The organism is Desulfurobacterium atlanticum, from assembly GCF_900188395.1.
Taxonomy (GTDB): Bacteria; Aquificota; Aquificia; order Desulfurobacteriales; family Desulfurobacteriaceae; genus Desulfurobacterium_A; species Desulfurobacterium_A atlanticum.
Genome location: NZ_FZOB01000003.1, coordinates 159837 through 185313, shown reverse-complemented (window position 1 = coordinate 185313; position 25477 = coordinate 159837). Strand labels below are relative to the sequence as shown.

The following is a 25477-nucleotide window of genomic DNA, read 5'->3' as shown; positions in this document are numbered from 1 at the left end:
TCAAAGCACTCCCTCCTTAGCGATTTGGGAAAGGCTTGTCTTGATAATCTTTTTGTTAAATTCCTCATCAACTTTTCCTTTTAACTTTTCCTGCGCAAGTTCAATAGCCTTCTCAGCAGCATACTTTTGAAGCTCTTTTCTTGCTTTTATAACTTCCCTTTGTATTGCTTCATCAGCCTCTGCCCTAATCCTGTTAGCTATCTCCTGAGCTTCTTTTATTATCTGTTCCTTCTGTCTTTGAGCTACCTCTTCTGCGTGCTTCACAATATCCTCTGCTTCCTGCTTTGCTTCTTTAGCCTTTTTCTCCGCTTCCTTTAAAAGCTCAAGAGCTTCTTCCTTCTCCCGTTGAGCACCTTCGTAGCGGTTAGCTACAGAGTTAACTCCGTTTGTCAACATATTGGATATAGGTTTTTTAAGAAGCTTGTAAAAGATCGCTACAAGAATTATGGTGTTTATCGTTTTCCAGAGAAGTTCTGATGCCATTAAAAACCCCCTTATGCAGCTTTCTTAAGCAGTTTTTCAACAATTTCGTTTGCAATCTCATCAACTCTTTCTTCAAGCTTTGCTTTTTCTTCTTCAAAAGAAGCCCAGATTTCCGCTCTGGCTTTCTCAATTCTCTGCTGCATCTCTTCTTGAGCCTGAGCAATGATTTTATCCTTCTCCTCTTTAGCTTCTCTTAAAGCGGCATCAAGAAGCTCTTTCGCCTTCCTTTTTGCTTCGGCAATGATAGCCTCATACTCCTGGAGAAATTTCTCAGCAGCTTTACGAAGCTCCTCAGCTTCAATGCTCAAAAGCTTCAACTCCTCTTCTCTTTTCGCAAGATGGGTGATCATAGGCTTAAACAGCACCTTATCCATAACCACCATAAAAACAAGGAAGTTAACCATCTGAATAATGACGGTTCCGTTAAGACTTACAATATTTCCTTCCATAGCCTAACCCCTCTCAAGTGTAGTTATCTCTCCTCCTCCAAGGAGTGTGTCTTTAAAATAAAAGGCACACACCTGCCCTGGAGTAGGTGCATCTAAACTCGCGTGTAATTTTACAAAAAATATACCATTTTTCAACACTTCTATTCTCTCAATCCTTGCTATTTTGCCCCTGTATCTAATCTGGATATCAACACAGTTCCAATCTATTTCCCCATATGGAACATGAAGCACAATATCCTTTATATAAAGAGAGTTTTTTTGAAGTTCATCTTTAGAACCTACCACTATCACATTTTTTTCAGGAAGAATAGAAAGAACATAGAGAGGATATTTATAGGAAATTCCAAGACCTCTCCTTTGGCCAACAGTGTATTTAAAAATTGCTGAAAACGAGCCTACCTCTTCTCCTGAAGTTAAAACGAACTTTCCTTTCTTCGGCTTGATGTAGCGGCTTAAAAAGGTTTCAATATCATCTTCAAGAAAACAAATATCCTGACTCTCTGACAAAAATTGATATCCGAGAGCTTTTGCCTTCTCAATTACCTCTTTCTTTGTAAACTCTCCAAGTGGAAAAATTAACTTTTCTATAAATTCCGGCAAAATTGTTGCCAGGAAATAAGATTGTTCTTTTCCTTTTTCAACTCCCCTGAAAATAAGTTTTTTTTGAAAATCTTCTGAAAATTCAGTCCTTGCGTAATGTCCCGTGGCAATATTTTTTATCCCAAGTTCTTCTGAAAGATTGTAGAGCATTTTTATCTTCATATCCCTATTACAAACGACGCAAGGATTTGGTGTTAAGCCGTTTCTATAGTATTCTATAAAAGGCTTTATTACTTTCTCATAAAACAACTCTCTGTAATCTATAATGCTTAACTTAAGTCCCAGTTTCTCAGCATAATACTTTGCCTTTTCAAGATTCTCCTTTCCTGAAAACCTGAAAAGAACAGGATAAACTTTATAACCCTTCTCCTTTAAAAGATGGCAGGTATAAAAGCTATCAACACCTCCACTAAAACCAACAAGAACATCTTTACCTGTCAACTGTTTCCTCCATAGCTATAATCTCAGCAAACTTGAGAACAGCTTTAAGCTCCTTTATTACTTTTTGATAATCAACTTCCCCTCTCTCCACTCTGTCCATAAGATTCTCAAGCTCTCTTGTAAACTCCTCACTTACATAATCAGGAAAATTTGTAGAAAGATATTGAAAAACTTTTCTTCCAAGGGAAGTTGGATACAAAAATTTACCTCTCTCAACAACATACTTTCTATCAAGAAGAGTTTGAACTATCTTGGCATAGGTGGAAGGCCTTCCTATTCCTCTTTCTCTCATCTCCTCAACAAGTTCCCCTTGAGTAAATGGATAAACAACTGGTATCTCTTTCACCTCAAGAAACTGTATTTTTATCTTTCCTTCCTCAAATAAATTTTTGGGAATTTGAGGAAGAATAACAGGAAGAATCAAATTCCATCCATTTTTCACAATTTCTCCATAAAATCTCTCCTCTTTTTCAAGATTCTCAGGCTCAAGGATAAACTTATAATCAAAATATTTCACTTCAAAAGCTCTCATCTGAGATGCCATAAACCTTCTGAAGATAAGGTCATACAGCTTTAAATGTTTTATAGAAAGGGAAACAGAAGAAAAAATAAGAGATGTCCTTATCTCATCAACAGATAAAGGTCTAACCGGCCTGATACACTCATGAGCTCCACCTTCACCCCAAACTCTCGGTTTAAAAAACTCTTCACCAAACTTACTACATATATATTCTTTCGCCACAGATATTCCGGCAGAGGACACCCTTATAGAATCGGTCCGATGGTAAGTAATAAAACCAAGCTCAAAAAGTTCCTGAGCAAGATTCATAGTTTCATCAGCAGAAAAATTAAGTTCATAGGAAGCTGCCTTTATCAGTTCTCCTGTGTTAAACGGAGGAAATGGATTCTTTTCTTCAATTCCTCTCTCAATAAGTTTAAACTTTAAATAATGCTCGCCGTCAAAAATCTCCTTTACTTTCTCAAAAGTAATTGAAAGAATATCTGTATGAACTAACAGAATCTTCTTCTTCTTTTCCTTACTTTTATCAGCTCTTTCTATAACCCATCCAAGAACTGGAGTTTGAACTCTCCCTGCCGAAAGCCATTTTTTTCCAAAAAATTTCTGTAAATTTTGACTTAAAGAAAAACCTACCCATCTATCAGCAACTCTCCTTACAAGCTGAGCTTTAACAAGATTTATATCAACATTTCTCGGATTATTAACAGCAGTTATAAACGCTTTCGGAGTTATTTCATGAAATTCCGCTCTTTTCACATTTCTATGCAGAGGTTTTAAGTTTATCCCAACATCCCACGCTATTTTCTCTCCTTCAGTATCAGGGTCTGAAGCAACAAATATCTCATCAATCTCTATAGCAGTATCTCTCAAAGCTTCTACTGTCTCTTTTCTGTCAATATCAGCATTCTTTTTACATTTCGGACAGAATCCTTCTACAGTTTGATATCCACAGACAGAACACCTTTTAATGGTATCGTAAACGGTTAAAAACCTACTGTTCTCCTCAACAACTCCCCACCTTCCATCTTTCACCGATAAATCAAAAAGATGTCCCTTTGAAGCTGTAATGGCAAAAAGTCTATCTCCGCTACTTACTTCATAAACATCTATATCTCCAATTCTTCTTCTCATAGGTGTACCAAAAAAGGAAGCTATAGTTCTGGCTTTATGCGGAGACTCCACAACAACAAGCGTTGCTTTAACAAGCTCGCGACTCTCACAGGCAAGTTCACCTTTCAAAATCCTTTTCACTCTTTCCCTATCTTTATCAACTTCAGCAAAAATCTTTTTAAGACTTTCTTCATCTATTAAAGACAACCCTTTCCTATTGGCAAAATCTATCCCTTTCTTGTTGGCAAATACTTTAAATTCCATATCCTTATAAAGGATAGAAACTCTTTTCCTTAAAGAATTAAAAGCTTTCAAATCATCAACCAAAAGGAAGGATACACCTTTAGTTAATCCTCCTGCAAACATTCTTGAAGTCCTGCCAGAAGCCTGAATATAACCAACAGCATCTCCCACTATCAGATACAAATTTCCATCTTCCTGTGTAAGAAAAACAGAATCACTCTCTTTAAGTTTCTTAATAAATTCAGAATCTGCAAACTTCTCTTTTAGATAAGTGGATATCTCTTCCAGCTTGCTCTTTAATGCAGGATATTTTTCCACCTCCTCTTCCTTCATAAATCTATACTTTCTTAAGTAATTTAAATAAAAAACCACTTTCTCAGCATCAAGGAATTCACGACAGGCAAGAATAATGGAAAAAAGCTTTTGTGGTGCGAGAGAGAAATCCACCAAAAATTTCATCCCTGGAACACCAAGAAAAACAGCATATCTTACAGCATCTGGAATATCTATTCCACGAGCAAGAGGATTCTTATAACTGGCAATACCAACTACAGCTTCTATTTTACCTTTCCTGAAATCATCATAGTTTTCAACAGAAAAATTTTCATAAGAAACAGCCCTAATGCCATTACTATTTAAAAGATCAACAACATTATTAACAAACTCTTTCCCCCACACTTCAGTTATAAAGACAAAAACTCCTTTTCCATATTTTTTAATAAAATTAATTCCTTCTTCTAAAATATCTTTTTCTGGCAAAACAACTACATCTTCAACATTCCTGAGAGTTGTTGAAACTTTTCCAACTTCAAAATCAAGAAGTTCACGGAAAAGCTTTACTCGTTTTGATTTTGGAGAAGATGTTGCGGAAGAAACGACAAGAACAGTATCAACTCTTTTTTTTAAAGAATCAAGCTTCTTTTCAAGGAAAGCTATTTTTTTTAAAAGTCTTTCCCTTATCTTTTCATCTTTAACAGATGCCAGTTTACTTTTAAGAGTTATAACTTCAAGAGCAGTAGAAATAGCATCATCTGAAAATCCTGCAACTTTTAAAATTTTATCTATATTCTTTCCACTTTTTAAAACAGAATCAACATCGTCAATAAAAATGAATTTGAAATTGGAAGGAATCTTTTCATAATTTCTATAGAGAAAATTTGTAGTAGTTATTAAAACATCAAACTCTCCTTGAAAAATTTTCTCTTTTTCTCTCTTTTTCCCTGTATATGCAAGAACATTTTTGTCAGTAATAGCAGAAACTCTTTCAAATATCTGCTCTACAAGAATTTTAGTCGGGACAACTATATAAGATCTACCTTCAAGAAATGCAGATGCTACTATACCCCATGTGGTTTTACCTATTCCTGTTGGAGCTATCAGGGAAAAAGAGCGGCCAAGGGCAACTCTTTTAGCCCATACAATCTGTAGAGACCATGGAGAAAAGCCAGTTTTCTCTTTAAAAAATTCTTGAAATTCATTAACAAAGCTTTCCACATCACAAAGTTTTTTGATTTCATTAGATTTCTTTTTTAAGATGGAGCAAAGTTCCCTAATAGTAATCTCTTTCTCTGCATCTGGAAGACACTTCTCACATACAAGGCCAAGAGACAATCTATCATCTCCAATAATGCCTCCACAGTTAGGACACATCCTTCTAAAATACGCTATCTTCACACTTCCCTCCATTAATCAAGAACAACAAAATTACCTTCTTTTTTAACGTAGTCTAAAAATCGCCTGTAAACAGGAAATGTTGAAAGCGTTTTACTGTTACCTATAGCTATAAGTTTTCTTTTTGGCCGTGTAATAGCAACATTAAGCCTTCTCACATCCTTTAAAAAGCCTATCTCTCCTTCCTCATTTGACCTAACGAAAGAGATGATTATCACTTCCTTTTCTCTTCCTTGAAATCCATCAACAGAATTAACCTCAACCTTAATTTCTCTCTCTGTTAGAAGTTCCTTTATCAATTTAACCTGATTAGCATAAGGTGTAATTACTCCTATATCTTTTCTATCAAGTCCCATATTAAGCAGCGCTGAAACAAGTTTTACGCAGATAATCGCTTCTTCATAGTTCTCATAAGAAGTACTTCCAGAAGGTTTAAATTCAAAAGCGTTTATATTTGATGTATCAGCAAATACAACAGGTTGAGCAACATCAAGAATATCTTTATAACTTCCAGGAGGGGAATCAAGCTCAAAATCAGCAAGAGTGTGATTTTTCACACTTTCATCAGCCACAAGTTTTCCGTCATAAAACTCTTCAGAAGGAAACCTCATAATCTTTTCATTCATTCTATACTGAACAGTTAACATAGAGGATAGATTTTTATGAGACTGAATCAACCTCTCAAAAAGCGTTCTTTCAAGCTCTTTCGCCTCTTCACTTGTAACTGTTGGAGGAAGCTGCTTATGATCTCCTGCAATAAAAAACCTTTTAGCTCTCATTATAGGAATAAGTGTTGAAGGTTCCACCTGCTGGCTACCTTCATCAATTACTGCAACATCAAATTCAAAACCTTCAAGAAGTTCTGACTTTACCATTGAGTTGGTTGAAACAACAACATCTGCATCTGCAATTATTTCATTAAATAGATGCTTTTCCATCTCCTTAAGGGCATTGATTCGTATATCTATCTCATAATTTGCAAGAAGCCAGTTAGCCATTGATTTAATTTTCTTTGCAGGCACTCCCCTAAAAGATTTTCCTTTCTTGCCAAGATGAATTATCTCCTCATCACTCATCCCTCTTCTGAGAGACGGCACAGGTTTAAGATACTGCTCCCTTTTTTCTATAAGCTCTCTTACCTTCTCCCAGCCTTCCCTGATAATTTTGCTTTTCTCATGCTCTTCAAAAAGTGCAAATATTGAAAACTTCTCAAGCTCCTCAAGCACTCTTGCAGGATGTCCAATTCTCACAAGTTTCAAACCTTTATGCTTTGATAAATTAAAAAGCAGATTATCCGCTGCAATATTTGAATCCGCCGTCGCAAGGACTTTATTTCCCCTTTTAACAAGCTGAACTATAAGTTCTGTAACCGTACTTGTTTTTCCCGTTCCCGGCGGTCCATGAATAAGATAAAAATCGGGAGAGGCAAGGCTCCTTGAAACGGCAGTTTTTTGAGATTCATTCAATCTTCTATCAATGGGAGTAAAACTTTCCTTCCCTGCAGGAGAAGGAGAAAGAAGATCTAATATAATATTTCTTAATTCTCTTTTCCTTCCAGAAGCGTGTCTAACCTCTTCAAGGTTCTCTTCCATTCTTTTAAATGTTATATCGTTCACATAAAGGTCTATACGAACACCTTTTTTAAAAACCCACTGAGGAGGTTTATTATCAAAAGCGACAAGAACAGTTTTTTCTGTTACTCTTAAAACAGTTGCAAGAAGATCACTTTTAAGAGGATTTCCCCTGCTAACAAGTACAATATCTCCTGTACCTATCTCTGTTTCAATAGGTTTTTCTCTCCAGAATCTAACAAGATGAAGATGAAACTTCATACCAGCTTTTGAACCTTTAAGGTCAAGTATCGCCCTTCCAAGAAGCTCTCTCTCTCTTCCTGAAAGTCTTCGGATCTCTTCCTCTTGAAACTCCATCTCAGCCAAACGTTCAACATCAATCAAATATTTAAATTTTTCAACATACTGGTGAACAGCTTTTATCTCCTCTTCCGTTTTTTCATCCGGCACAAGATCCTCATATACTTTACACATGGATTCATCTTTCAAATAAACAAGAGCACTTGTATTGGCAAAATAAAACTTTCTTACATCATGCTTTGTTAAACCAAGCTTTTTAAGTTCCCGTAATAATCTCTTTTCTGAAACAACTCCTGATATCAGTATAGGCATAGTTACCTCTCTCCTAACAAAAAATAAAGTGCTAAACTATAATACTCTTTTACATCCAATACGCAAAAACTGGTATAATGTTCGAAATCAAAAGCAGAAAAACAGGTGAATTATGGCTGAAAACACCCAAACTAAACCTGAAGAAGTTAAATCAACAGGTAGAATTACAGGAACCCAAAAAGCAGCTATCCTTATTTTAACATTACCTGAAGAAGAAGCGGCAAATGTTTTAAAAAAATTAAAAGAACATGAAATAGAAAAGCTTGTAAAAGCAATGTTTTCACTTGGCACAGTAAACAAAGAAATGGTTAAGCTCGTACTTGAAGAAGCTTATGGAAAATTAACTCAACTTGCTCCTCTTAAGGTTGCCCCGGATAACTTACGAAAACTTCTTGAAAAGGCACTTCCTCCAGAAAAATACAAAGAGCTTCTTGAAAGTACAATGTTTGCAGAAAATAAGAAAATGGTGTTCAAGGAACTTGAAAAGCTTGACGCAAAATTCATAGCAAAGTTAATAGAAAAAGAACACCCTCAAATTATAGCCATCGTCCTTTCACAACTTAAACCTCAAAAAGCAGCAGAGGTAATTCAATATCTTCCAAAAAGACTTGGAGTAACCAACGTTAGAGATGAAGTTATCAAGCGTCTTGCAACTCTTGAAAAGATATCAACAAACACTTTAAAACTTGTAACTGAAGCTCTTGAAGAGGAGTTAGTAACTGTGGGAGCTGGAAAAGAACAAACCTTGAGTGGAGTAGATATAGCAGCTGAAATAGTAAACGCTCTCCCTAAAGAGCTTGCGACTGAAATACTTGAAGACATACGAAAAGAAAACGAAAGTCTTGCAGATTCAATAGAAGAAAGAATGTTTAAGTTTGAAGATATACTTAAACTTGATAATAGAGCCATTATTGAAATTCTCAAAGCTGTTGACAAAAATGATCTTATACTTGCATTAAAAGGAGCACCGGAAGAAATTGTTAATAAATTCCTTTCAAACATGTCAAAACGTGCCGCTCAGATGCTTATGGAAGATATGGAAGCCCTTGGACCTGTTAGAAAATCTGATGTTGAAAAAGCACGGAAGAAAATTATTATGGTCATAAAACAGCTTGCAGCAGAGGGTAAAATAGATATAGGTGGTAGTGAAGAGATGTTATAGGTAGAACGGAGGAAATGTGGCAGAAGATTTTCTTTCTCAAGATGAAATAGATGCTTTACTTGGAGAAGACAAAAGTACAGAAACTAAGACGCAGGAAGAAAAGATAAGGCCTTTTGATTTTTCTGAGCTGGAACATATAAAAAAGGGAGACATTCCCGGTCTTGAAATAATTTTTGAAAGATGGATAAAGGTGTTTAGTGAAAGAATAAGAGGGTTGGTGCCAAGAATTTCAATGGTAAATAAAGACAGTATTTATATAACCAAATTTGAAAATTTCATGTCCAAAATCCCACTTCCATCAAGTTACAGCATTGTCTCCATGAAACCATTAAAAGAAAACTTCCTTTTCGTTCTTGACTCAAGACTTGTTTTTGTAATTATAAGTGTTATGTTTGGCGGCCCAGCAAAACCGTTTAAAGTGGAAGGGAGGGATTTTACAAGGCTTGAAACAAGAATCATAAGCGACTTTGTTGAAATCGCCCTATCTTCATTTGAAGATATATGGAAAGGCTTTTACCCTGTAGAAGTAAAATTGAAATCTATAGAATTAAATCCCACTCTTGCACGAATAGTTTCACCAAACGATAAAGTTATAGTTGTTCAATGTAATATGGATATTGAAGGATATGAAGCTCCATTTTTCTTCTGCTTTCCTCAAGATCTATTCCTTCCTATAAAAGAGATGATATTTTCAGAAACAGGATTTACAAAAAAAGACCCTATATGGGACAAAGAACTTATCAAAAAAATTGAACATCTAAATCTTTCAATACACCTTGAACTTGAAAGAAAAAGAATAAAAGTCAAAGACCTTATAAACTGGAAAGTTGGTGATGAGATACAGCTTTCAACAAGAAAGGACGACCTGCTACTTGTTTATGTTGAAGACAAACCAAAATTTAAAGCAAAAATGGGTAAAATGAGAGATAAATATGCAGCTCTTATAAAAGAGATAGCTTTTGAGAGGGACGATAATGGCAGAGAAAGATCAAAACCAACAGAATCAGGAAAATCAAGAGATAAACAGCAGTGAACCTTCACAAGAAGAACTTGCAAAAGAATGGGAGCAGGCTTTAAACCAGCAGGAAGAGAATAAACCTGAAGAAAAAGGAAATGAAGAAGAAACTCCTGCTGACATTATGGATGATTGGTCAAAAGCGTTTGAAGAGGAAAAAAGCAGTCAGGCAGTAGCCTGTCCTGAACTTGAAAAGATGGAACTGCTTGCAGACATCCCTGTAGAAATATCGGTTGAAATAGGCAGCACAGAGATGAAACTAGAAGAGATTCTTAACCTTCACCCTAACAGTATCGTTGAACTTGACAGATATATAAGTGAACCTGTTGACATAAAAGTAAACGGAAAACTTATTGCTAAAGGAGAGCTTTATATAGTTGAAGACCAGTATGGAATAAAAATAACACAGATTATAACCCCCGAAGAAAGAATAAAGTTAATAGAGGACTATTAACAACGGAGGAGTTTATGCAAATCGGTTTTCTCCTTGACCTTGAAGGCACACTTGTTAAAGATAAATCCTATACTCCTTTTCCCGAAGCTCTTGATTTTACGGAAAAACTTGACAAACTTGGGATTCCGTGGATAGTTGCTACAAACAATTCAACAGAAAAACCTTATGAACTTATAAATATACTTAAAAATAAAGGATTTAATGTGAACGAGGGAAAACTACTGTCTCCTTCATTTATGGCGGTAGAAATTCTGAAAAAGGAAAATATAAAGTCTATCTATTTTCTTGGAACAGAAAAAATAAAAGAATTCTTCATAGAAAACGGAATAGCTGTTGAAGATGACTACAAGGTTGATGCAGTAGTTGTTGGCAGGGATAAAGCAGTAGATTTTAAAAAGTTAAAAACAGCAACATCAGCACTTGTAATAAACAAAGCAAAACTTTTCTCATACCACATGAACAGAATAATCCTTGATAAAGACGGTCTTGTAAGCCCCAGTGTCGGTGCAATAGCCACCTGTCTTTCTTATGCAGGAAACTGTAATATCACATCTTTTGGAAAACCGTCAAAGCTATACTTTGATAAAGCATTTGAAATGCTCGGGATTAAAAATCCGGAAAATGTGTTTATGGTAAGCGATGACCCCTTCTCAGACCTTGCAGGAGGGAAAAAAGCAGTTGGATTTAAAACAGTTTTTGTTCTTTCAGGAAAGTACAAAAGTCCCGATATTCTTGAAACAATAGAACCGCATTTAAGACCTGACTTTATATTCAACAATATAGGCGAGTGTGAAAAGCTCATAGAGGCAAACGAATGATAGAAACGGCCATATCTTTGTTCGTAATCTGGACTCTTCTTCTTCTTACACCGGGGCCAGATTTTGTCCTCGTTTTAAGAAACACCATAAACGGAGGCTTTAAAGAGGGATTTTCTACAAACCTTGGAATAACTGCAGGACTTACCATCCACACAACCACAGCCATCCTTGGGATAGCCATACTTTCACAAAACCCGCTGCTTTTTAAAATCGTAAAAACTATAGGAGCACTATACATCATCTATATAGGCATTTCAGGACTTTTAAGTATAAAAAAAGCTTCAGGGATAAAAATAGAAAAAACAGAAAAGCAGTTTAACAGCATAAAAGAGGGATTTTTCTGCAACATTTTAAACCCTAAACTTCCCTTGATTTTACTTGGAGTTTTTACCCAGCTTATACCTCCAGAAACATCTATTCCAGTAAAATTTTTATTCGGCTTTGAAATAGTAATAACAAGTTTTGTCATGTGGAACGTTGTAGCACTTATATTTGGAAACAAAAGGGTATTACCAAAGCTTCAGAGCTTTGAAAAAGAGATAACCGTAATTGCAAATTTTGTCCTGATTTTTCTTGGAACATACGAACTGTTAAAAGGATAAAAGGGGAGAAAAATGAAAGTATTTAAACATTTTATGCCTACAAAAACCGTTTTCGGAAGAAAAACGTTTTTAAAAATTAAAGAGGAGATAGAACAGCTAAAAATTGATACAGATAAAATTGCCATCATTTGCGGAAAATCCGCCATAAAGAACGGGTACATTGACTACTTAAAAAAGCAGTTTGAAACTGTAGAGGTTTTCAGCGGTGTACCGCAGGACCCTTCTGTAGAAACAGCCAAAGAGTTTAAAAGCAAACTTCAACAGTTCAATCCTACCGCCATTATTGCAATAGGAGGAGGAAGCGTCCTTGACCTTGCAAAAGTCGTAGCAGGAGCACTGAAAAATGAAGGAGAGATAGAAGAGTTTATAGGGGTACCTGAATGCTTCAAAAACCCCACCGTACCAATCGTTGCAGTTCCAACAACATCAGGCTCAGGTTCAGAAGTTACTCCTTACGCAGTTTTAACAAACAAAAAAGAGTGGAAAAAAGCACCTATAATAAGCAGTTACATATTTCCTGTTCTTTCCATCGATGACCCTGAACTAACAGTAACAATGCCACAACACGTTACAGCAAACACCGGAATAGACGCTTTAAGCCACTGTATAGAAGCGTTCGTTTCAAAAAGAGCAACACCCATATCAAAACTTTATTCACTTGAAGGAATAAAACTTATCGGTCAGTATCTTCCCCGTGCATACGGAAATCCAAAAGATATAGAAGCAAGAGAGAAGGTAATGCTTGGCAGTCTCTTTGGTGGAATGGCGATAACTGATGCTGGTGCAGGACTCGTTCACACCCTTGCACACATTTTAGGAGTTATGTACGATGTTCCTCACGGACTTGCAATCGCCATGTTTCTTGTTCCTGTCTTAAAATTTTACGGACTGGCAGCCGAAAGAGAGATTGTTGAAATCGGTAAAGCTTTCGGTTTTAAAACAGAAAATTTTGAAACTGTTTTATCAGAAATCGAAAGCTTTTTGAAATTCCTTGGAAAACCTGAAAGTTTACGCTCTTTCGGCGTTTCAGAGAGTGATATAGGAAACTTTGTTTCCCTTGCCATGGCAAAAAGATTCCTTATGGGAAACCTTCCAAGAATACCTGCAGAAAAAGATATAAGAATTATTGTTGAAAATTTGATAGATACTCCTTGACACAGGAGAATCGTAAGCCTATATTAGTTGCTACGCAGGTTCTGCGGGAGTGGCGGAATCGGCAGACGCGCTGTCTTGAGGGGGCAGTGCCCTTACGGGCGTGCGGGTTCAAATCCCGCCTCCCGCACCATCAGATTTCTCTCCGCAAATCAGTCATCTATCTGGTATCATTCTCCTATCACTTCTTTGCGGAGGTTCAATGAAAAAAATAATAAAAAATTTTCAAAATAAAAAAATTCTTGTTATCGGCGACCTTATGATAGATGAATATATTTTTGGAAAAGTTGAAAGAATATCTCCCGAAGCACCTGTCCCCGTTGTAGAAGCAGCAAAAACAGACATAAAACCGGGGGGAGCGGCAAACGTAGCAGCCAACTTAGTTTCTCTTGGTGCAGAAGTAGCAATGCTTGGAGTGGTTGGTGATGATGATAGAGGTTCTATTTTAAAAAATCTTCTTAAAAGTAACAAAGTAGATACTTCGTTCATAATAGAAGATTTTAATAGACCTACAACGGTTAAAACGAGAATAATAGCTGGAGCACAACAACTTTTAAGGGTTGACTGGGAATCAAAAGAGTACCTTACAGGCAGCACATTAAAAAAGGTGATAGAAACTTTTTTAGATAATTTTGAAAACTTTGACGGAATAATAATCTCAGATTACGGTAAAGGTGTTATAACAGAAGAACTTTTTAAATATACAGAAAAAGTGAAAAAACAGGATATACCAATAACTCTTGACCCTAAAGAGAGAAACTTTCCAATATACAGAAATATCACAGCAATGACACCAAATAAAAAAGAAACCTGTCAGGCAGTCGGTATATATCCAGAAACAGATAAAGACAGTGAAGAAGCCGGCAAACTCATAATAGAAAAATTTAAATGCAATTACGCACTTATAACCCGCAGTGAAAAAGGAATGAGCCTTATAGGAAAAGATGTTAAATACCACGTACCTGCAAAAGCAAAGCAGGTATTTGACGTTACAGGAGCAGGAGATACAGTTATAAGTGTATTTACTCTTTCACTAACTGCCGGAGCAACGGTTAAAGAAGCAACAGAGATTGCAAACATCGCAGGGGGAATTGTTGTAGGGAAACTTGGAACAGCCGTTGTTACACCTGAAGAACTGTTAAACGAAATAGGGGGAGATTAATCCCCCTTATCAATTTTTATTTATAACTTTTTGCAACATAGCCACCAGTCAAAGCACTCAATTTCACCCTTTTCTGCCTGCTCAAGTCTCTCTTTTGCAGTCTTAACATCAGTTGCTGGTGGAACTATAACTTTATCGCCGATAAGATCGTTATTTGGCCAGTTTGCCGGAAGAGCAACACCATTTGCATCAGAAACCTGAAGTCCCTTAACAGCCCTTACGATCTCATCTATATTTCTTCCAAACTCCTGTGGATAGTAGATAATAAGTCTTATAACACCCTCTGGATCAACGATAAACACAGCCCTTACAGTTGTTGAACCTTTACCCGGATGGATAAGCCCGAGCTCTTTTGACACATTTCCCACATTATCAGCAATTATTGGAAATTCAATCTTAACTCCAAGCTTTTCTTCAATCCACTCTTCCCACTTGATGTGAGAGAAAACCTGGTCAATACTAAGACCTATAAGTTCACAGTTAAGCTTTTTAAACTCATCCATTTTCTTTTGAAAAGCCACAAACTCAGTTGTACAAACTGGTGTAAAGTCAGCTGGATGGCTAAAAAGTACAAACCACTTACCTTTAAAAGCTTCTGGCAACTTCATAGGACCATGTGTTGTAACAACTTCAAGCTCAGGAAACTTATCACCAAGAAGTGGCATTCCCTTTCTTTCTTCCATTTCAACCTCCTTTCGGTTGTTATTTTTTTTCGTCGTATATAAATATATATCAATATGAGGTAATTGCAAGTAATTTTCAATTAAAATGTAAGTTTTTGATTAGTAAAGTGCCAAGGGGCAAAATAAACAAAAATTTCCATTAACTTTTTCTTTAAATTTTTGATAAATAAAAAAAGGGGGCTTTACAGCCCCCTTTCATCTTCTAAAGTCAACAAAGAACAAATTTTATAATCCTTCAGGTCTTTTAACATCGTAAAGAACATCATCCATAGGATGTCTGTAAAGAGGCATTGCAAGCCTTTTCTCATCAAGAATATGACCTATAAACCCGATAGACCTTCCAAGAACGAAGAAAGCGTTGAAAGCACCAGCATTAATAAGCTCATCTATTTCAGAATCTGAATATCCAAGATTCCTGAACATATCAACAAGAAGAACACCTATTGTTCCATCAACGTTAAGAATGAGATTCTCTTTTTTAGATGTGGTAACCTTCTCAACCTCAAGAGCATAATCAAGAAGTTCAGTTGATGGGAAATTCTCTTTTGCAAAGTTTTTAAGGAGCTCTACCCTTTTATCAGGGTTCTTTGTTGATTTAATTCTGTGTCCGATACCTGGAATAGGTATCTTTTCAACATTTTTCATGTAATCAACAAACTCAAACGGATCCATTCCCTGCTCTTTTGCAAACTTAAAGTATTTAGCAGCACCATCAATAGCACCACCAAACCTTGGTCCTATTGTCAAAATACCTGTAGCAAGTGCTGACATTAAATCCTTACCAGCCCTTGCAGTTACTTTAGCGTTGTGAGCACCGGAAACACAGGGACCATGATCAGCAACAACTTTAATAACCATATCTATAAATTTGGAAGCCCACTGCGGAAACTTCTTCTTAAACCAAAGAAGACCTATAACATCAGCAATGGAGAAATCTCTTTCTACAACTTCACTTATAGGTACACCACAGTATGTAGCTTCCTCGCCTCTATCATCTGAAATTGTACAGATAAAGTTTGTCGGCTTTCTAACCTTTCCAGCTTTAACAAGTTTCGCATAATCTTCAGGAATTTCAGGAATCTCAGGCTCTTCAATTTCCCCGATAAGACCTTTAGCTTTAAGATCTTCATAAACTCCTTTAATAAGCTCTGGAAACTCATCAAAAGAGTTTGGAACAAGTGCACCAGCAGCACGAAGAGCAGCATTTTTAGCATCAGCTGTTTCCATATCAGCACCGGCTTTAGCACCAGCATGACCAAACTGAACTTCTCCGGCAAAGTGCTTTGATATTGTACCTATACACCATGCAATAAGAGGTTTTGTGATAATTCCATCTTTTAATGCTTCAACAACCCTGTACTCAAGATCACCACCAAGCTCACCAAGCATAATCATAAACTTAACCTGTGGGTTTTTCTGGAATCTTATAAGATGATCAAGGAAGTCAGAGCCCGGGAATCTATCTCCACCGATTGCAATTCCTTCAACTATACCGTCAGCATTCCTTGCTATAACATTTGAAAGCTCATTGAAAAGACCGCCTGAACGGGTTACAAGACCAACAGAACCAGGTCTGTGAAGCTTTGATTTAACAATATTTTCGATAGTTCCACCTGCATTACCTATTCTAAATGCTCCAGCTGCTATACCACCAACAGTAGCAGGTCCTATAATAACTTTACCTGCCTTTCTTGCCTTGAGAGCCATATCCCTTGCAAATCTTTCAGGAATACCCTCTGCAGTGATGGCTATTGTTCTTATTGTAGGAATATTGATGGCTTCTATTGTCACATTGTAGGCTGTTCTAAATGAAGCAAAGTTTACAAGAACATCAGCTTCCGGATGAGCCTGAGCAGCTTCTGTTGTTGATTTATAAATAGGAATCATAATCTCTTTTGTGCCGTGGAAAAACTTTTCAAATTTCCTGTTCTGTGTTGGAGCTACTATAGCTGTGATACTTGGACTCCTACCAACAAGAAAATCGTAATCAAGCATCCTCTGAATCGCATTTCTGTTTAAGTTCCAGAAAATAGCTTTTGTGTCTCTATCAAAAAGAATGTAATCAGGCTTTGCCATTCTATTCCCTCCTTTAAAGTTACTTATTGTCTGTTAATGCTTTACTAACAATGGCTGTGATATGAGTTTCTGGTCCATAAACCTCTATCGGAAGGCCTAATTTCTCAGCAGCTTCTTTAATCTGCTTTAGTCCAAGCTCATAGTTTGGACCACCGCGTCTTACATAGATTCTAACACCAACATCTCTTAGCTTATCCGCATACTCCTGCATAGCATCAATTATCCCGGCAAATGTTTTAGCAACATCTGTAAAGTTAGCAATAGCACCACCGATAATAAGAATCTTCGGCTTTCCTTCTGGATGCTTGTTTCTTGTCATAAGGTCAAATACGGTCTTAACATATTCCCTTGTTTCTGTTCTTGAAGGGTTACCAGAATACTCACCGTAGTTTGCGAGCTCATTAACATATCCAAGGTCAGCAATGGTATCAGCATAAACAACAGACGCTCCACCACCAGCAACAAGGGTCCAGATTCTTCCTTCAGGATTTAAAATTGTAAGTTTTAAAGATGCACCGGATTTCTCATCCATCTCTTTAATATACTTTTCTTCAGGGCTGAGCTCTCCACCAAATCCTGCCGGAAACTCAATATCTCCCCACTTTCTTCCTGCAACAAATTGAGCTGTGTCATCAAGTCTTGCAACAAAATCAAGCGGATATACCTGAGTTCCCGTCATTGCAAGGGGGTTGATTTCAAGATATGTGAAGTGTAGGTCTCTAAAGAAGTTGTAAAGTTTTTCAACAAAGTTTGCATATTTATCTTTATCTTTTATATCAGCAGGTACATTCTCTCTTATAAGCTTTTTAATTTCATCATCTGTCGCAAGAGCGGGAATGAAGACTTCAACAACTTTATCCCAGTTTTCTTCAACATCTATACCACCATGGGCAGACATAAATATCTTGTCTCCTTCCCTTTCCATAGTCATAGCTATGTAATACTCTTCATCGTGAGGAATAAAAGGTTCAACAATAAAATGGGTAAGATAACCTGTCTGTCCTTTAATTGTTACCGGTTCAGACATTTTTTCCTTTATCCATTTCTTTACATCTTCCCATGTAACATCTCCCGGTTTCTCCTTTTTATAAAGAACAAGACCAAGCTTACCCCTTTTACCAAAAAGCATGTCAGGTTTTGCAACAAGAGGCATGTGTAAAAGCCACGGATGGTGTTCTGGAAGTTTATCAAGGTCTGTCTCTGGAGTAATTAAAACAGATTTAAAGTCATACTTAAAATCTCCATCAAAGTATTCAGACCAGTGGTTAAAAAGCATTCTTTTGGCATCATACTCTCTAATCGCCCTCTGAGCCATACTGTTTCCTCCTTAGAAGTTCTTTAAAATCAAAGAGGTGCGCCCTAAAAGCGCACCCCCGTATATTATCAAATTTTTAACATCTTTTCTCTCCACAAACTTATCCATTTAGAAGAGAGTCAATAATTTCATTAAGAGTTTTGCTTGGCCTCATTGCAGCTTCAGCCTTTGCATCGTCAGGATTATAGTATCCGCCGATATCCTGAGGCTTACCTTGAGTAGCATCAATCTCACCAAGAATTTTCTCTTCATTCTCAACAAGAGCAGCAGCTACAGGTTCAAAGATTTTTGCAAGTTCTGCATCTTCTGTTTGAGCAGCAAGCTCCTCAGCCCAGTAACGAGCAAGCCAGTAGTGGCTACCTCTTGTATCAAGCTGCCCAACCTTTCTTTTAGGAGTCTTATCGTTATCAAGATATTTACTTGCAGCTTTTGAAAGAGCCTCTGCAACAACAAGAATTTTCTTGTTATCTCCGCCAGCCTGTTTGTATGCAAGCTTTAAAGATTCTACAAGAGCAAGAAACTCTCCAAGTGAATCCCATCTAAGATGTCCTTCCTTAACAAACTGCTGAACATGCTTAGGAGCAGAACCACCAGCACCAGTTTCAAAAAGACCGCCACCGGCAATCTCAGGAACAATAGAGAGAGCCCTTGCACTTGTTCCAACCTCAATAATTGGGAAAAGGTCTGTAAGGTAGTCTCTTAGAACGTTTCCAGTAACAGCAATTGTCCCTTCACCTTTTCTAAATCTTTCAAGTGTAAATTTCATAGCTTCTCTTGGAGCTTTTATGTACCACTCAACATCGGAAAGGTCATACTTTTGAAGTTCTTCTTTAACTTTTTCAATAAGCTCTCTGTCGTGAGCTCTTAAAGAGTCAAGCCAGAATACTATTGGATATCCTGATTCTTTTGCCCTATTAACAGCAAGTTTAACCCAGTCACGAATTGCAATATCTTTTGTATGGCAGCTTCTATAAATATCTCCCTGCTCAACTTCATGCTCAAGAAGAACATTTCCATCTTCATCAACAACTCTTATTACGCCGTCAGATGATGGGAAGAAAGTTTTATCGTGAGAACCGTACTCCTCAGCTTTCATAGCCATAAGACCGACATTTTGAACAGTTCCAACCTTTGTAGGATCAAACTGACCGCGAACCTTTATATCTTCAACAATCTCACTGTACATTGTCGCGTAGGAACGGTCTGGAATAGTTATAACACAATCATCAGTTTCTCCTGATGGACCCCATCCTTTAAGGCCGTTTTTAATAACAGCAGGAACAGAAGCATCAATAATCACATCGTTTGGCCTGTGAAGGTTTGTAATACCTTGATCTGAATCTACCATATAGAGTCTTGGTTGCTTTTTATAAATCTCTTCTATTGTCTTTTTGATCTCCTCCTGCTTTTCAGGTGGAAGCTTTGAAAGTCTTTTTTCAAGGTCTGATAATCCCCTGTTAGGGTCAAAACCGATCTCTTCAAGCTCTTTCCCAAACTTTTCAAAAAGTTCTTTATAGTAAACTCTTATAGCATCACCAAAAATTACAGGGTCAGAAACCCTCATCATTGTAGCTTTAACGTGAAGAGAGAAAAGAATGTCCTTCTCTTTTGCATCGTTTATAACTTCATCAAAAAATTCTCTCAGTCTCTTTCTGCTCATATATGTAGCGTCAATAACATCACCCATTCCGGCATCAATCTCTTTAAGAACGGTAACATTGCCATCTTTATCAACAAACTCATACCTTAATTTTGTATCTTTACGGAGCGTTACAGATTTTTCATGCTCATAAAAATCTCCACTTTTCATGTGAGCAACATAGCTTTCAGATTTTGGAGAAACCTCTCCCATTCTGTGAGGATGTTTCCTTGCATACTCTTTAACAGGTGGAGCTATACGTCTGTCAGAGTTACCCTGCCTTAAAACTGGGTTAACAACACTACCTATACATCTGTCATACTTGGCTTTTATCTCTTTCTCCTCTTCTGTCTGAGGATTCTCAGGATAATCTGGAATATCGTAACCTTGAGATTGAAGCTCCTTTATTGTATCAAGAAGCTGTGGAAGAGAAGCAGAAATATTTGGAAGTTTAACTATATTAGCCTCTGGTTTCCACACAAGCTCACCAAGGTAAGCAAGGTCATCAGGAACAATTCCAAACTGTGCAAGAACTCTACCAGCAAGAGAAATATCTCTAAGCTCTACATCTACACCTGCTGGTTTTGTAAAAGCCTTTACAATTGGCAGTAAAGAATAGGTTGCCAGCGCAGGTGCCTCATCAACTTTTGTCCAGATAATCGTTGGCCTTTTTGCCATTCTCCTTCCTCCTTTAAAGTGGTTTTTTTATTTCAAAAATTCTATTTTTAAATTAAACTGTTAAATAGCAATATCCTTTGCTACTACTGTGAGATTATATAATTTTTACAAAAATTTTACAAGTCAGAAGTAAAAAAATTTTTACATTTTTTTTACAAATATTGAGGAGGTGTAAAATGTCAGTACTTGTGGAATTTGCCATGTTCCCTACCGATAAGGGAGAAAGTGTAAGTAAATACGTAAGCAGAATTATAAAGATGATAGACGAGTCAGGAGTAGAATACAAATTAACTCCGATGGGAACAGTGTTTGAAACAGAAACGATGGATGAGGCTCTTGAAATCCTGAAAAAGGCATACCAGCAACTTGAACCAGATTGTAACAGAGTTTACTCCACAGTAAAGTTTGACATTAGAAAGGGGAGAAGCAACCGCTTAATCCAAAAGATAAAATCGGTTGAAGAAAAAATTGGAAAAGAAGTTAAAAAATAAGGGGGAACCTTTCCCCCTTAAACAATTATTTTTCAAGGAGATACTCGTGAATTGCAGCTGCTGCTTTTCTCGCGTCACCCATAGCCTGAATAACAGTTGAACCGCCATGAATAACATCACCACCTGCAAACACACCTTCAAGGCTCGTTTGACATGTTTCAGGATCAACAATAATCTGTCCCCACTTTCCTATCTCAAGTCCCTCAACACCTTCCATAACAATAGGATTTGGTCCCTGCCCTATGGCAAGAACAACAGTTTCAACATCTATTACAAAGTTTGATCCTTCAATAGGCACAGGTCTTCTTCTTCCAGACTCATCAGGTTCAGAAAGCTCCATTCTCACACATTCAATTCCCTTAAGCCAACCATTTTCTCCTATAAACTTTACAGGATTTGTGAGAGTTTTAAATATAACTCCCTCTTCCTTTGCATGATGTATCTCTTCAACCCTTGCAGGCATCTCTTTTTCAGAACGTCTGTATATTATGTAAACCTCTTCAACACCTTTAAGCCTTTTTGCAGTTCTTGCGACATCCATTGCAGTATTTCCGCCACCTATAACAGCAAGCCTTTTACCCGCAAAAACAGGAGTATCATACTCAGGAAATCTATAAGCCCCCATAAGATTAACACGGGTTAAAAACTCATTGGCTGAATAGACACCATTCAGATTTAGTCCTTCTATATTAAGCATATAAGGAAGTCCCGCTCCTGACGCTATAAACACAGCATCAAATTCCCTCCTTAACTCCTCAAGAGTTTTTGTTTTTCCTATTACACAATTCAACTTAATCTCAACACCAAGTTCTTTAAGCGCTTCAAGCTCTCTGTGAACAATCTCATTTGGCAGTCTAAACTCAGGAATTCCATATATTAAAACACCACCCGGTTCATGAAGAGCTTCAAAAATAGTTACAGAATGCCCCAACTTTGCAAGGTCAACAGCACATGTTATACCACCCGGACCTGAACCTACTATAGCAACCTTTTTACCGGTAGGTTCAGCTTTTTCAATCTTTTCAGAACCCATCCTTGCTTCATAATCTCCAGCAAAAGCTTCAAGCCCGCCAATATTTACAGGCTGACCTATTTTCCCGATAACACAAACTTTCTCACACTGGTCTTCCTGCGGACAAACCCTTCCGCAGATTGAGGGAAGAATATTCTCTTCCTTAATTTTTCTTGCTGCCTCTACAAATTTTCCTTCTGCTATGAGCTTTATAAATTGAGGAATCGGAACCCTAACAGGACATCCTTCAACACACGGTGCCGTAGGACACTGGATACATCTTTTAGCTTCTTCAATAGCAAGTTCAGGAGTGTAACCTAACTTTACCTCTTTAAAATCTTTAATTCTTTCTTCTGCAGGTCTTTCTGGAACAGGAATTCTTTCTTTTTTTATCTCCTTTTTTCCCATAGCTTACTCCTTTCCACAGCCACAATGTTTTTTCTGGAACATTTTTAAAGCTTCAGCTTCAAGAGTTTTAAACATATTAAGCCTGTTTATAAGTTCGTCAAAGTCAACCTTATGAGCATCAAACTCAGGACCATCAACGCAGGCAAACTTAACCTCACCGTCAACTGTTACCCTGCACGCACCACACATTCCAGTTCCGTCAACCATTATAGGATTAAGAGAAGCAACTGTTGGAATTTCATACTTTTTAGTAAGTTCTGCCACAGCCTTCATCATAGGAACAGGACCTGCTGTAATAACCATATCTATCTTAACACCATCATCTATCAGCTTTTGAAGAGCATCAGTAACAAGCCCTTTCATTCCGTAAGAACCATCATTTGTAGTCACTATAACTTTATCTGAAAGCAGCTTCATCTTATCTTCCCAGAAAACAAGGTCTTTTCTTCTAAAGCCCATAATTGTAGTGATTTCGTTTCCTGCTTCCTTAACACCCTGAGCTATATGGTGAATCGGAGCAAGACCAAGACCTCCACCGATACAAACAACATGTCCCCACTTTTCTATATGGGTTGGCTTACCAAGAGGACCAACAACATCAGGAATAATATGTTCCTCTTCAAAACAGGAAAGGTGAAAGGTTGTCTTCCCAACTCTTTGCACCATCAAAGTAATAGTTCCAAATTCAGGGTCTTTTTCGGCAATTGTAAGAGGTATTCTCTCCCCTTTTTTTGATATTCTGATAATAACGAACTGACCCGGTTTTGCTTTTTGAGCAATCTCTGGAGCCTCAATAACAAACTCATCCACATTCTCTGCAAGTTCCCGCTTTTTTACTATCCTGTACATATCATCACCCCGTTTCCAGAAATTTGTAGGGAAATTTTACAAAATTTTTACATTTTATCAACACACTAAAACAGTGCGTTTTATCTCCTAAGACGTTCTCTATAAAAATCCAGAATCTGTTTTAAGAAAGTAAAATCATCTGCTGGAAACGTTTCCAGTATCTCTCCAAGAAGCGTGATAGCAAGCATCGCTTCAGCCACAACACTTGCGGCAGGCACAGCACATATATCTGAACGTTCAATAGAAGCTTCAAAAGGTTTTAAAGTTTCAAGGTCAACACTTCTTAAAGGTTTATAAAGTGTAGGTATAGGCTTCATAGCACATCTAACAATCACCGGCTCTCCGTTTGTCATTCCACCTTCAAGACCGCCGGCACGATTTGTTTCCCTGTAAAAACCTTTTTCCTTATCATAGAAAATCTCATCATGAACCTTTGAACCCGGAGTAACTGCACTTTCAAATCCCATTCCTATCTCAACACCTTTAATTGCCTGAATACTCATCATAGCCTTAGCTATTTTCCCATCAAGCCTTCTGTCCCACTGAACATGAGAACCAAGACCAACAGGAACATTAAGAGCAAAAACCTCAAATACACCACCTAAACTTTCCCCTTTCTCCCTCATTCTATCTATGTAAGATTTAATCTCCTCCTCAAGAGCCGCATCCTTAACAGGAATCCTAACTTCAGAACTTTCAGCATTTTTAAACCGCTCCAACAACTCTATATTCCCATACAACTCTTTTGAAACAGTAAACTCACCTATAGCAGTCACATAACTTCCAATCTCAATACCAAGATGCCTTAATACATCCTTACACAAAGCTCCCGCCGCAACCCTCCCGGCAGTTTCCCTTGCAGAAGAACGTTCAAGAACATTTCTAACATCATCAAAACTGTATTTTAGATAGCCTGTTAAATCAGCATGCCCAGGCCTTGGTCTTTTAACTTTCCTGTCATCTGGAAGTATTCCCTCTTCCGGTTTCATTATATCTTCCCAGTTTTCATAATCCCTGTTCCAGACAGCCATTAAAACCGGAGAACCGAGTGTTTTCCCAAGTCTTACACCTGAAAGAAATTCCACCCTATCCTTCTCTATCTTCATCCTGCCACCGCGGCCGTATCCTCCCTGCCTTCTGCGAAGTTCTTCGTTTATAAAGTCAACATCCACAGGAAAGTTTGCCGGAATTCCATCAAGAAAGGCAAAGATTCCTTTACCGTGAGATTCGCCTGCAGTATAAAATTTTAAAGCCACGTTTCCTCCATCACCAAAATATTTTCAACAAAATATACCAGAACAAACTTGAATTATAGGAGGGTATATCCTATCATTTTTAATAGTAAAAAGCTTTAAAGCGGGCGTAGCTCAGGTGGTAGAGCATCAGCTTCCCAAGCTGAGGGTCGCGGGTTCAAGTCCCGTCGCCCGCTCCAGAAAAATAAATATTTACCTTAGGAAAGAAAACTTTGGAAAGTTTTGAAAAAAACTACAGAAAACTTGATATCTTTGCATTTACAGTTTCGCTTGTAATTCACATTTTCATTTTAACTTTCTTTCAAATCAAAAACACCGTTTTTAAAACATCAGAATTTGAAGTGGTAGATTTTAACGCTTTTAGTCTTGACACAGAAGTTGAATCAAATCTTATAGCCCTTAAAAGCAACCCGGGAAAATCAACCACAACATCTGGAGAAAACTATAAAGTAGAAATTCCCCGGGGAATGAAAATAAAGCGATCCGGAAAAGGAGAAACAAAAAAAAGCATAACTTTTCCTGTAAAAAGGAAGGGACTCTCAAAAGCAATACCTGCACCAAAGACAGGAAGAAAAGATGCTATAAGCTCAAAAAGGGTTAATAACAGAGCCACAGGAAATGCAAGATACACTTTCTCAATTTCAGACAGCGCAGGTGAGAAAGAAAAGAGTTCTTTTTCCGACCTGAAAGTAAAAGGTTCACCGATAGCAGAGTATGCTTTACAGATAAAAAGAAAAATTATGGAAAACTGGCAAAATCCCTACACTAACAGCAACAAAAAGCTACTGGTTGAACTCTCCTTCACTCTTGATAAAAACGGAAAGCTCACATCGTTTAATATAGAAAAACTATCAGAAGATAGTCTGTTTAACGACTCAGCAATAAATGCAATCTACAGCTCGGCTCCTTTCCCTCCATTTCCAGAAGAGTTAAGAAATTTAAATAGCCTTACTTTGAAAGTAAAATTTGAAGTGAAATAGAGTAAAATTACTTTACATAGAACTGAAC

The 25477-nt window shown here is 37.3% G+C and carries 21 protein-coding genes and 2 tRNA genes; 11 read left to right on the top strand and 12 right to left on the bottom strand.

Going from position 1 to position 25477, the window contains the following annotated elements:
* From atpF to CHB58_RS03570, 5 genes are read right to left on the bottom strand one after another with little or no spacing between them, the layout of a single operon-like run.
* The gene (gene atpF, locus CHB58_RS03590) at positions 1-483 is read right to left on the bottom strand and encodes a F0F1 ATP synthase subunit B (RefSeq protein WP_089322736.1); all 483 of its coding nucleotides are present in this window, start codon (positions 481-483) and stop codon (positions 1-3) included.
* A gap of 11 nt (positions 484-494) precedes the next feature.
* Positions 495-932 carry a F0F1 ATP synthase subunit B gene (locus tag CHB58_RS03585; protein ID WP_089322735.1) on the bottom strand — a complete coding sequence of 146 codons (438 nt, stop codon included), beginning with the start codon at positions 930-932 and terminating at the stop codon, positions 495-497.
* Between the two features lie 3 nt (positions 933-935).
* Complete coding sequence (mnmA, locus tag CHB58_RS03580; protein ID WP_089322734.1) at positions 936-1973, bottom strand: tRNA 2-thiouridine(34) synthase MnmA; 1038 nt, start codon at positions 1971-1973, stop codon at positions 936-938.
* Complete coding sequence (gene rgy / locus CHB58_RS03575; RefSeq protein WP_089322733.1) at positions 1963-5520, bottom strand: reverse gyrase; 3558 nt, start codon at positions 5518-5520, stop codon at positions 1963-1965. Before rgy ends, mnmA begins: the two co-directional genes overlap by 11 nt.
* 11 nt (positions 5521-5531) lie before the next feature.
* Positions 5532-7700 (bottom strand): IGHMBP2 family helicase, encoded by a 2169-nt coding sequence (locus tag CHB58_RS03570; RefSeq protein ID WP_089322732.1) that lies wholly within the window; start codon positions 7698-7700, stop codon positions 5532-5534.
* 112 nt (positions 7701-7812) lie between these two features.
* Between CHB58_RS03570 and fliG the strand changes: the two genes are divergently transcribed.
* The 8 genes from fliG to rfaE1 all read left to right on the top strand — a co-directional run bounded on the left by fliG (position 7813) and on the right by rfaE1 (position 14065).
* A complete protein-coding gene (fliG, locus tag CHB58_RS03565; RefSeq protein WP_089322731.1) occupies positions 7813-8862 on the top strand; it encodes a flagellar motor switch protein FliG in 1050 nt (349 codons plus the stop codon).
* Between the two features lie 16 nt (positions 8863-8878).
* Positions 8879-9895 carry a flagellar motor switch protein FliM gene (gene fliM / locus CHB58_RS03560; RefSeq protein WP_089322730.1) on the top strand — a complete coding sequence of 339 codons (1017 nt, stop codon included), beginning with the start codon at positions 8879-8881 and terminating at the stop codon, positions 9893-9895.
* A complete protein-coding gene (gene fliN / locus CHB58_RS03555; protein WP_089322729.1) occupies positions 9837-10331 on the top strand; it encodes a flagellar motor switch protein FliN in 495 nt (164 codons plus the stop codon). Before fliM ends, fliN begins: the two co-directional genes overlap by 59 nt.
* A gap of 14 nt (positions 10332-10345) precedes the next feature.
* On the top strand, positions 10346-11149 hold the full coding sequence (locus CHB58_RS03550) for an HAD-IIA family hydrolase (protein ID WP_089322728.1): 804 nt from the start codon (positions 10346-10348) through the stop codon (positions 11147-11149).
* The gene (locus CHB58_RS03545; RefSeq protein ID WP_089322727.1) at positions 11146-11751 is read left to right on the top strand and encodes a LysE family translocator; all 606 of its coding nucleotides are present in this window, start codon (positions 11146-11148) and stop codon (positions 11749-11751) included. The genes CHB58_RS03550 and CHB58_RS03545 overlap by 4 nt, the downstream gene beginning before the upstream one ends.
* A gap of 12 nt (positions 11752-11763) precedes the next feature.
* Positions 11764-12906, top strand: coding sequence for an iron-containing alcohol dehydrogenase family protein (locus CHB58_RS03540; RefSeq protein ID WP_089322726.1), 1143 nt, complete (start codon positions 11764-11766; stop codon positions 12904-12906).
* Between the two features lie 43 nt (positions 12907-12949).
* Positions 12950-13036: transfer RNA gene (locus CHB58_RS03535), tRNA-Leu, on the top strand.
* Between the two features lie 69 nt (positions 13037-13105).
* A complete protein-coding gene (gene rfaE1, locus CHB58_RS03530; RefSeq protein WP_089322725.1) occupies positions 13106-14065 on the top strand; it encodes a D-glycero-beta-D-manno-heptose-7-phosphate kinase in 960 nt (319 codons plus the stop codon).
* A 20-nt stretch (positions 14066-14085) separates the two neighbouring features.
* Here the strand turns inward: rfaE1 and CHB58_RS03525 are convergent, their stop codons facing one another.
* The 4 genes from CHB58_RS03525 to CHB58_RS03510 all read right to left on the bottom strand — a co-directional run bounded on the left by CHB58_RS03525 (position 14086) and on the right by CHB58_RS03510 (position 20456).
* Positions 14086-14748, bottom strand: coding sequence for a peroxiredoxin (locus CHB58_RS03525; RefSeq protein ID WP_089322724.1), 663 nt, complete (start codon positions 14746-14748; stop codon positions 14086-14088).
* Positions 14749-14973: 225 nt separating this feature from the next.
* Positions 14974-16824: a citrate/2-methylcitrate synthase gene (locus CHB58_RS03520; protein ID WP_089322723.1), complete on the bottom strand. Its 1851-nt coding sequence runs from the start codon at positions 16822-16824 to the stop codon at positions 14974-14976.
* A gap of 19 nt (positions 16825-16843) precedes the next feature.
* On the bottom strand, positions 16844-18139 hold the full coding sequence (locus CHB58_RS03515; RefSeq protein ID WP_089322722.1) for an ATP citrate lyase citrate-binding domain-containing protein: 1296 nt from the start codon (positions 18137-18139) through the stop codon (positions 16844-16846).
* 100 nt (positions 18140-18239) lie between these two features.
* Positions 18240-20456, bottom strand: coding sequence for an NADP-dependent isocitrate dehydrogenase (locus CHB58_RS03510; RefSeq protein ID WP_089322721.1), 2217 nt, complete (start codon positions 20454-20456; stop codon positions 18240-18242).
* A gap of 176 nt (positions 20457-20632) precedes the next feature.
* Between CHB58_RS03510 and CHB58_RS03505 the strand changes: the two genes are divergently transcribed.
* The gene (locus tag CHB58_RS03505; RefSeq protein WP_089322720.1) at positions 20633-20947 is read left to right on the top strand and encodes an MTH1187 family thiamine-binding protein; all 315 of its coding nucleotides are present in this window, start codon (positions 20633-20635) and stop codon (positions 20945-20947) included.
* A gap of 25 nt (positions 20948-20972) precedes the next feature.
* Here the strand turns inward: CHB58_RS03505 and gltA are convergent, their stop codons facing one another.
* The 3 genes from gltA to aroC form a co-directional block, all read right to left on the bottom strand.
* Positions 20973-22367 (bottom strand): NADPH-dependent glutamate synthase, encoded by a 1395-nt coding sequence (gene gltA, locus CHB58_RS03500; RefSeq protein ID WP_089322719.1) that lies wholly within the window; start codon positions 22365-22367, stop codon positions 20973-20975.
* 3 nt (positions 22368-22370) lie between these two features.
* On the bottom strand, positions 22371-23216 hold the full coding sequence (locus CHB58_RS03495; protein ID WP_089322718.1) for a sulfide/dihydroorotate dehydrogenase-like FAD/NAD-binding protein: 846 nt from the start codon (positions 23214-23216) through the stop codon (positions 22371-22373).
* An 80-nt stretch (positions 23217-23296) separates the two neighbouring features.
* The gene (gene aroC, locus CHB58_RS03490; RefSeq protein ID WP_089322717.1) at positions 23297-24472 is read right to left on the bottom strand and encodes a chorismate synthase; all 1176 of its coding nucleotides are present in this window, start codon (positions 24470-24472) and stop codon (positions 23297-23299) included.
* A 100-nt stretch (positions 24473-24572) separates the two neighbouring features.
* Between aroC and CHB58_RS03485 the strand changes: the two genes are divergently transcribed.
* Positions 24573-24648, top strand: a tRNA-Gly gene (locus CHB58_RS03485).
* A gap of 33 nt (positions 24649-24681) precedes the next feature.
* The gene (locus tag CHB58_RS03480) at positions 24682-25449 is read left to right on the top strand and encodes an energy transducer TonB (protein ID WP_089322716.1); all 768 of its coding nucleotides are present in this window, start codon (positions 24682-24684) and stop codon (positions 25447-25449) included.
* Positions 25450-25477 lie beyond the last annotated feature (28 nt).

What these genes read in the sequence shown, in the direction of transcription:
- atpF (WP_089322736.1), bottom strand. Translation starts at nt 483, where the DNA reads ATGGCATCAGAACTTCTCTGGAAAACGATAAACACCATAATTCTTGTA.
- CHB58_RS03585 (WP_089322735.1), bottom strand. Translation starts at nt 932, where the DNA reads ATGGAAGGAAATATTGTAAGTCTTAACGGAACCGTCATTATTCAGATG.
- CHB58_RS03570 (WP_089322732.1), bottom strand. Translation starts at nt 7,700, where the DNA reads ATGCCTATACTGATATCAGGAGTTGTTTCAGAAAAGAGATTATTACGG.
- fliG (WP_089322731.1), top strand. Translation starts at nt 7,813, where the DNA reads ATGGCTGAAAACACCCAAACTAAACCTGAAGAAGTTAAATCAACAGGT.
- fliN (WP_089322729.1), top strand. Translation starts at nt 9,837, where the DNA reads ATGGCAGAGAAAGATCAAAACCAACAGAATCAGGAAAATCAAGAGATA.
- CHB58_RS03550 (WP_089322728.1), top strand. Translation starts at nt 10,346, where the DNA reads ATGCAAATCGGTTTTCTCCTTGACCTTGAAGGCACACTTGTTAAAGAT.
- CHB58_RS03545 (WP_089322727.1), top strand. Translation starts at nt 11,146, where the DNA reads ATGATAGAAACGGCCATATCTTTGTTCGTAATCTGGACTCTTCTTCTT.
- CHB58_RS03540 (WP_089322726.1), top strand. Translation starts at nt 11,764, where the DNA reads ATGAAAGTATTTAAACATTTTATGCCTACAAAAACCGTTTTCGGAAGA.
- rfaE1 (WP_089322725.1), top strand. Translation starts at nt 13,106, where the DNA reads ATGAAAAAAATAATAAAAAATTTTCAAAATAAAAAAATTCTTGTTATC.
- CHB58_RS03525 (WP_089322724.1), bottom strand. Translation starts at nt 14,748, where the DNA reads ATGGAAGAAAGAAAGGGAATGCCACTTCTTGGTGATAAGTTTCCTGAG.
- CHB58_RS03520 (WP_089322723.1), bottom strand. Translation starts at nt 16,824, where the DNA reads ATGGCAAAGCCTGATTACATTCTTTTTGATAGAGACACAAAAGCTATT.
- CHB58_RS03515 (WP_089322722.1), bottom strand. Translation starts at nt 18,139, where the DNA reads ATGGCTCAGAGGGCGATTAGAGAGTATGATGCCAAAAGAATGCTTTTT.
- CHB58_RS03510 (WP_089322721.1), bottom strand. Translation starts at nt 20,456, where the DNA reads ATGGCAAAAAGGCCAACGATTATCTGGACAAAAGTTGATGAGGCACCT.
- CHB58_RS03505 (WP_089322720.1), top strand. Translation starts at nt 20,633, where the DNA reads ATGTCAGTACTTGTGGAATTTGCCATGTTCCCTACCGATAAGGGAGAA.
- gltA (WP_089322719.1), bottom strand. Translation starts at nt 22,367, where the DNA reads ATGGGAAAAAAGGAGATAAAAAAAGAAAGAATTCCTGTTCCAGAAAGA.
- CHB58_RS03495 (WP_089322718.1), bottom strand. Translation starts at nt 23,216, where the DNA reads ATGTACAGGATAGTAAAAAAGCGGGAACTTGCAGAGAATGTGGATGAG.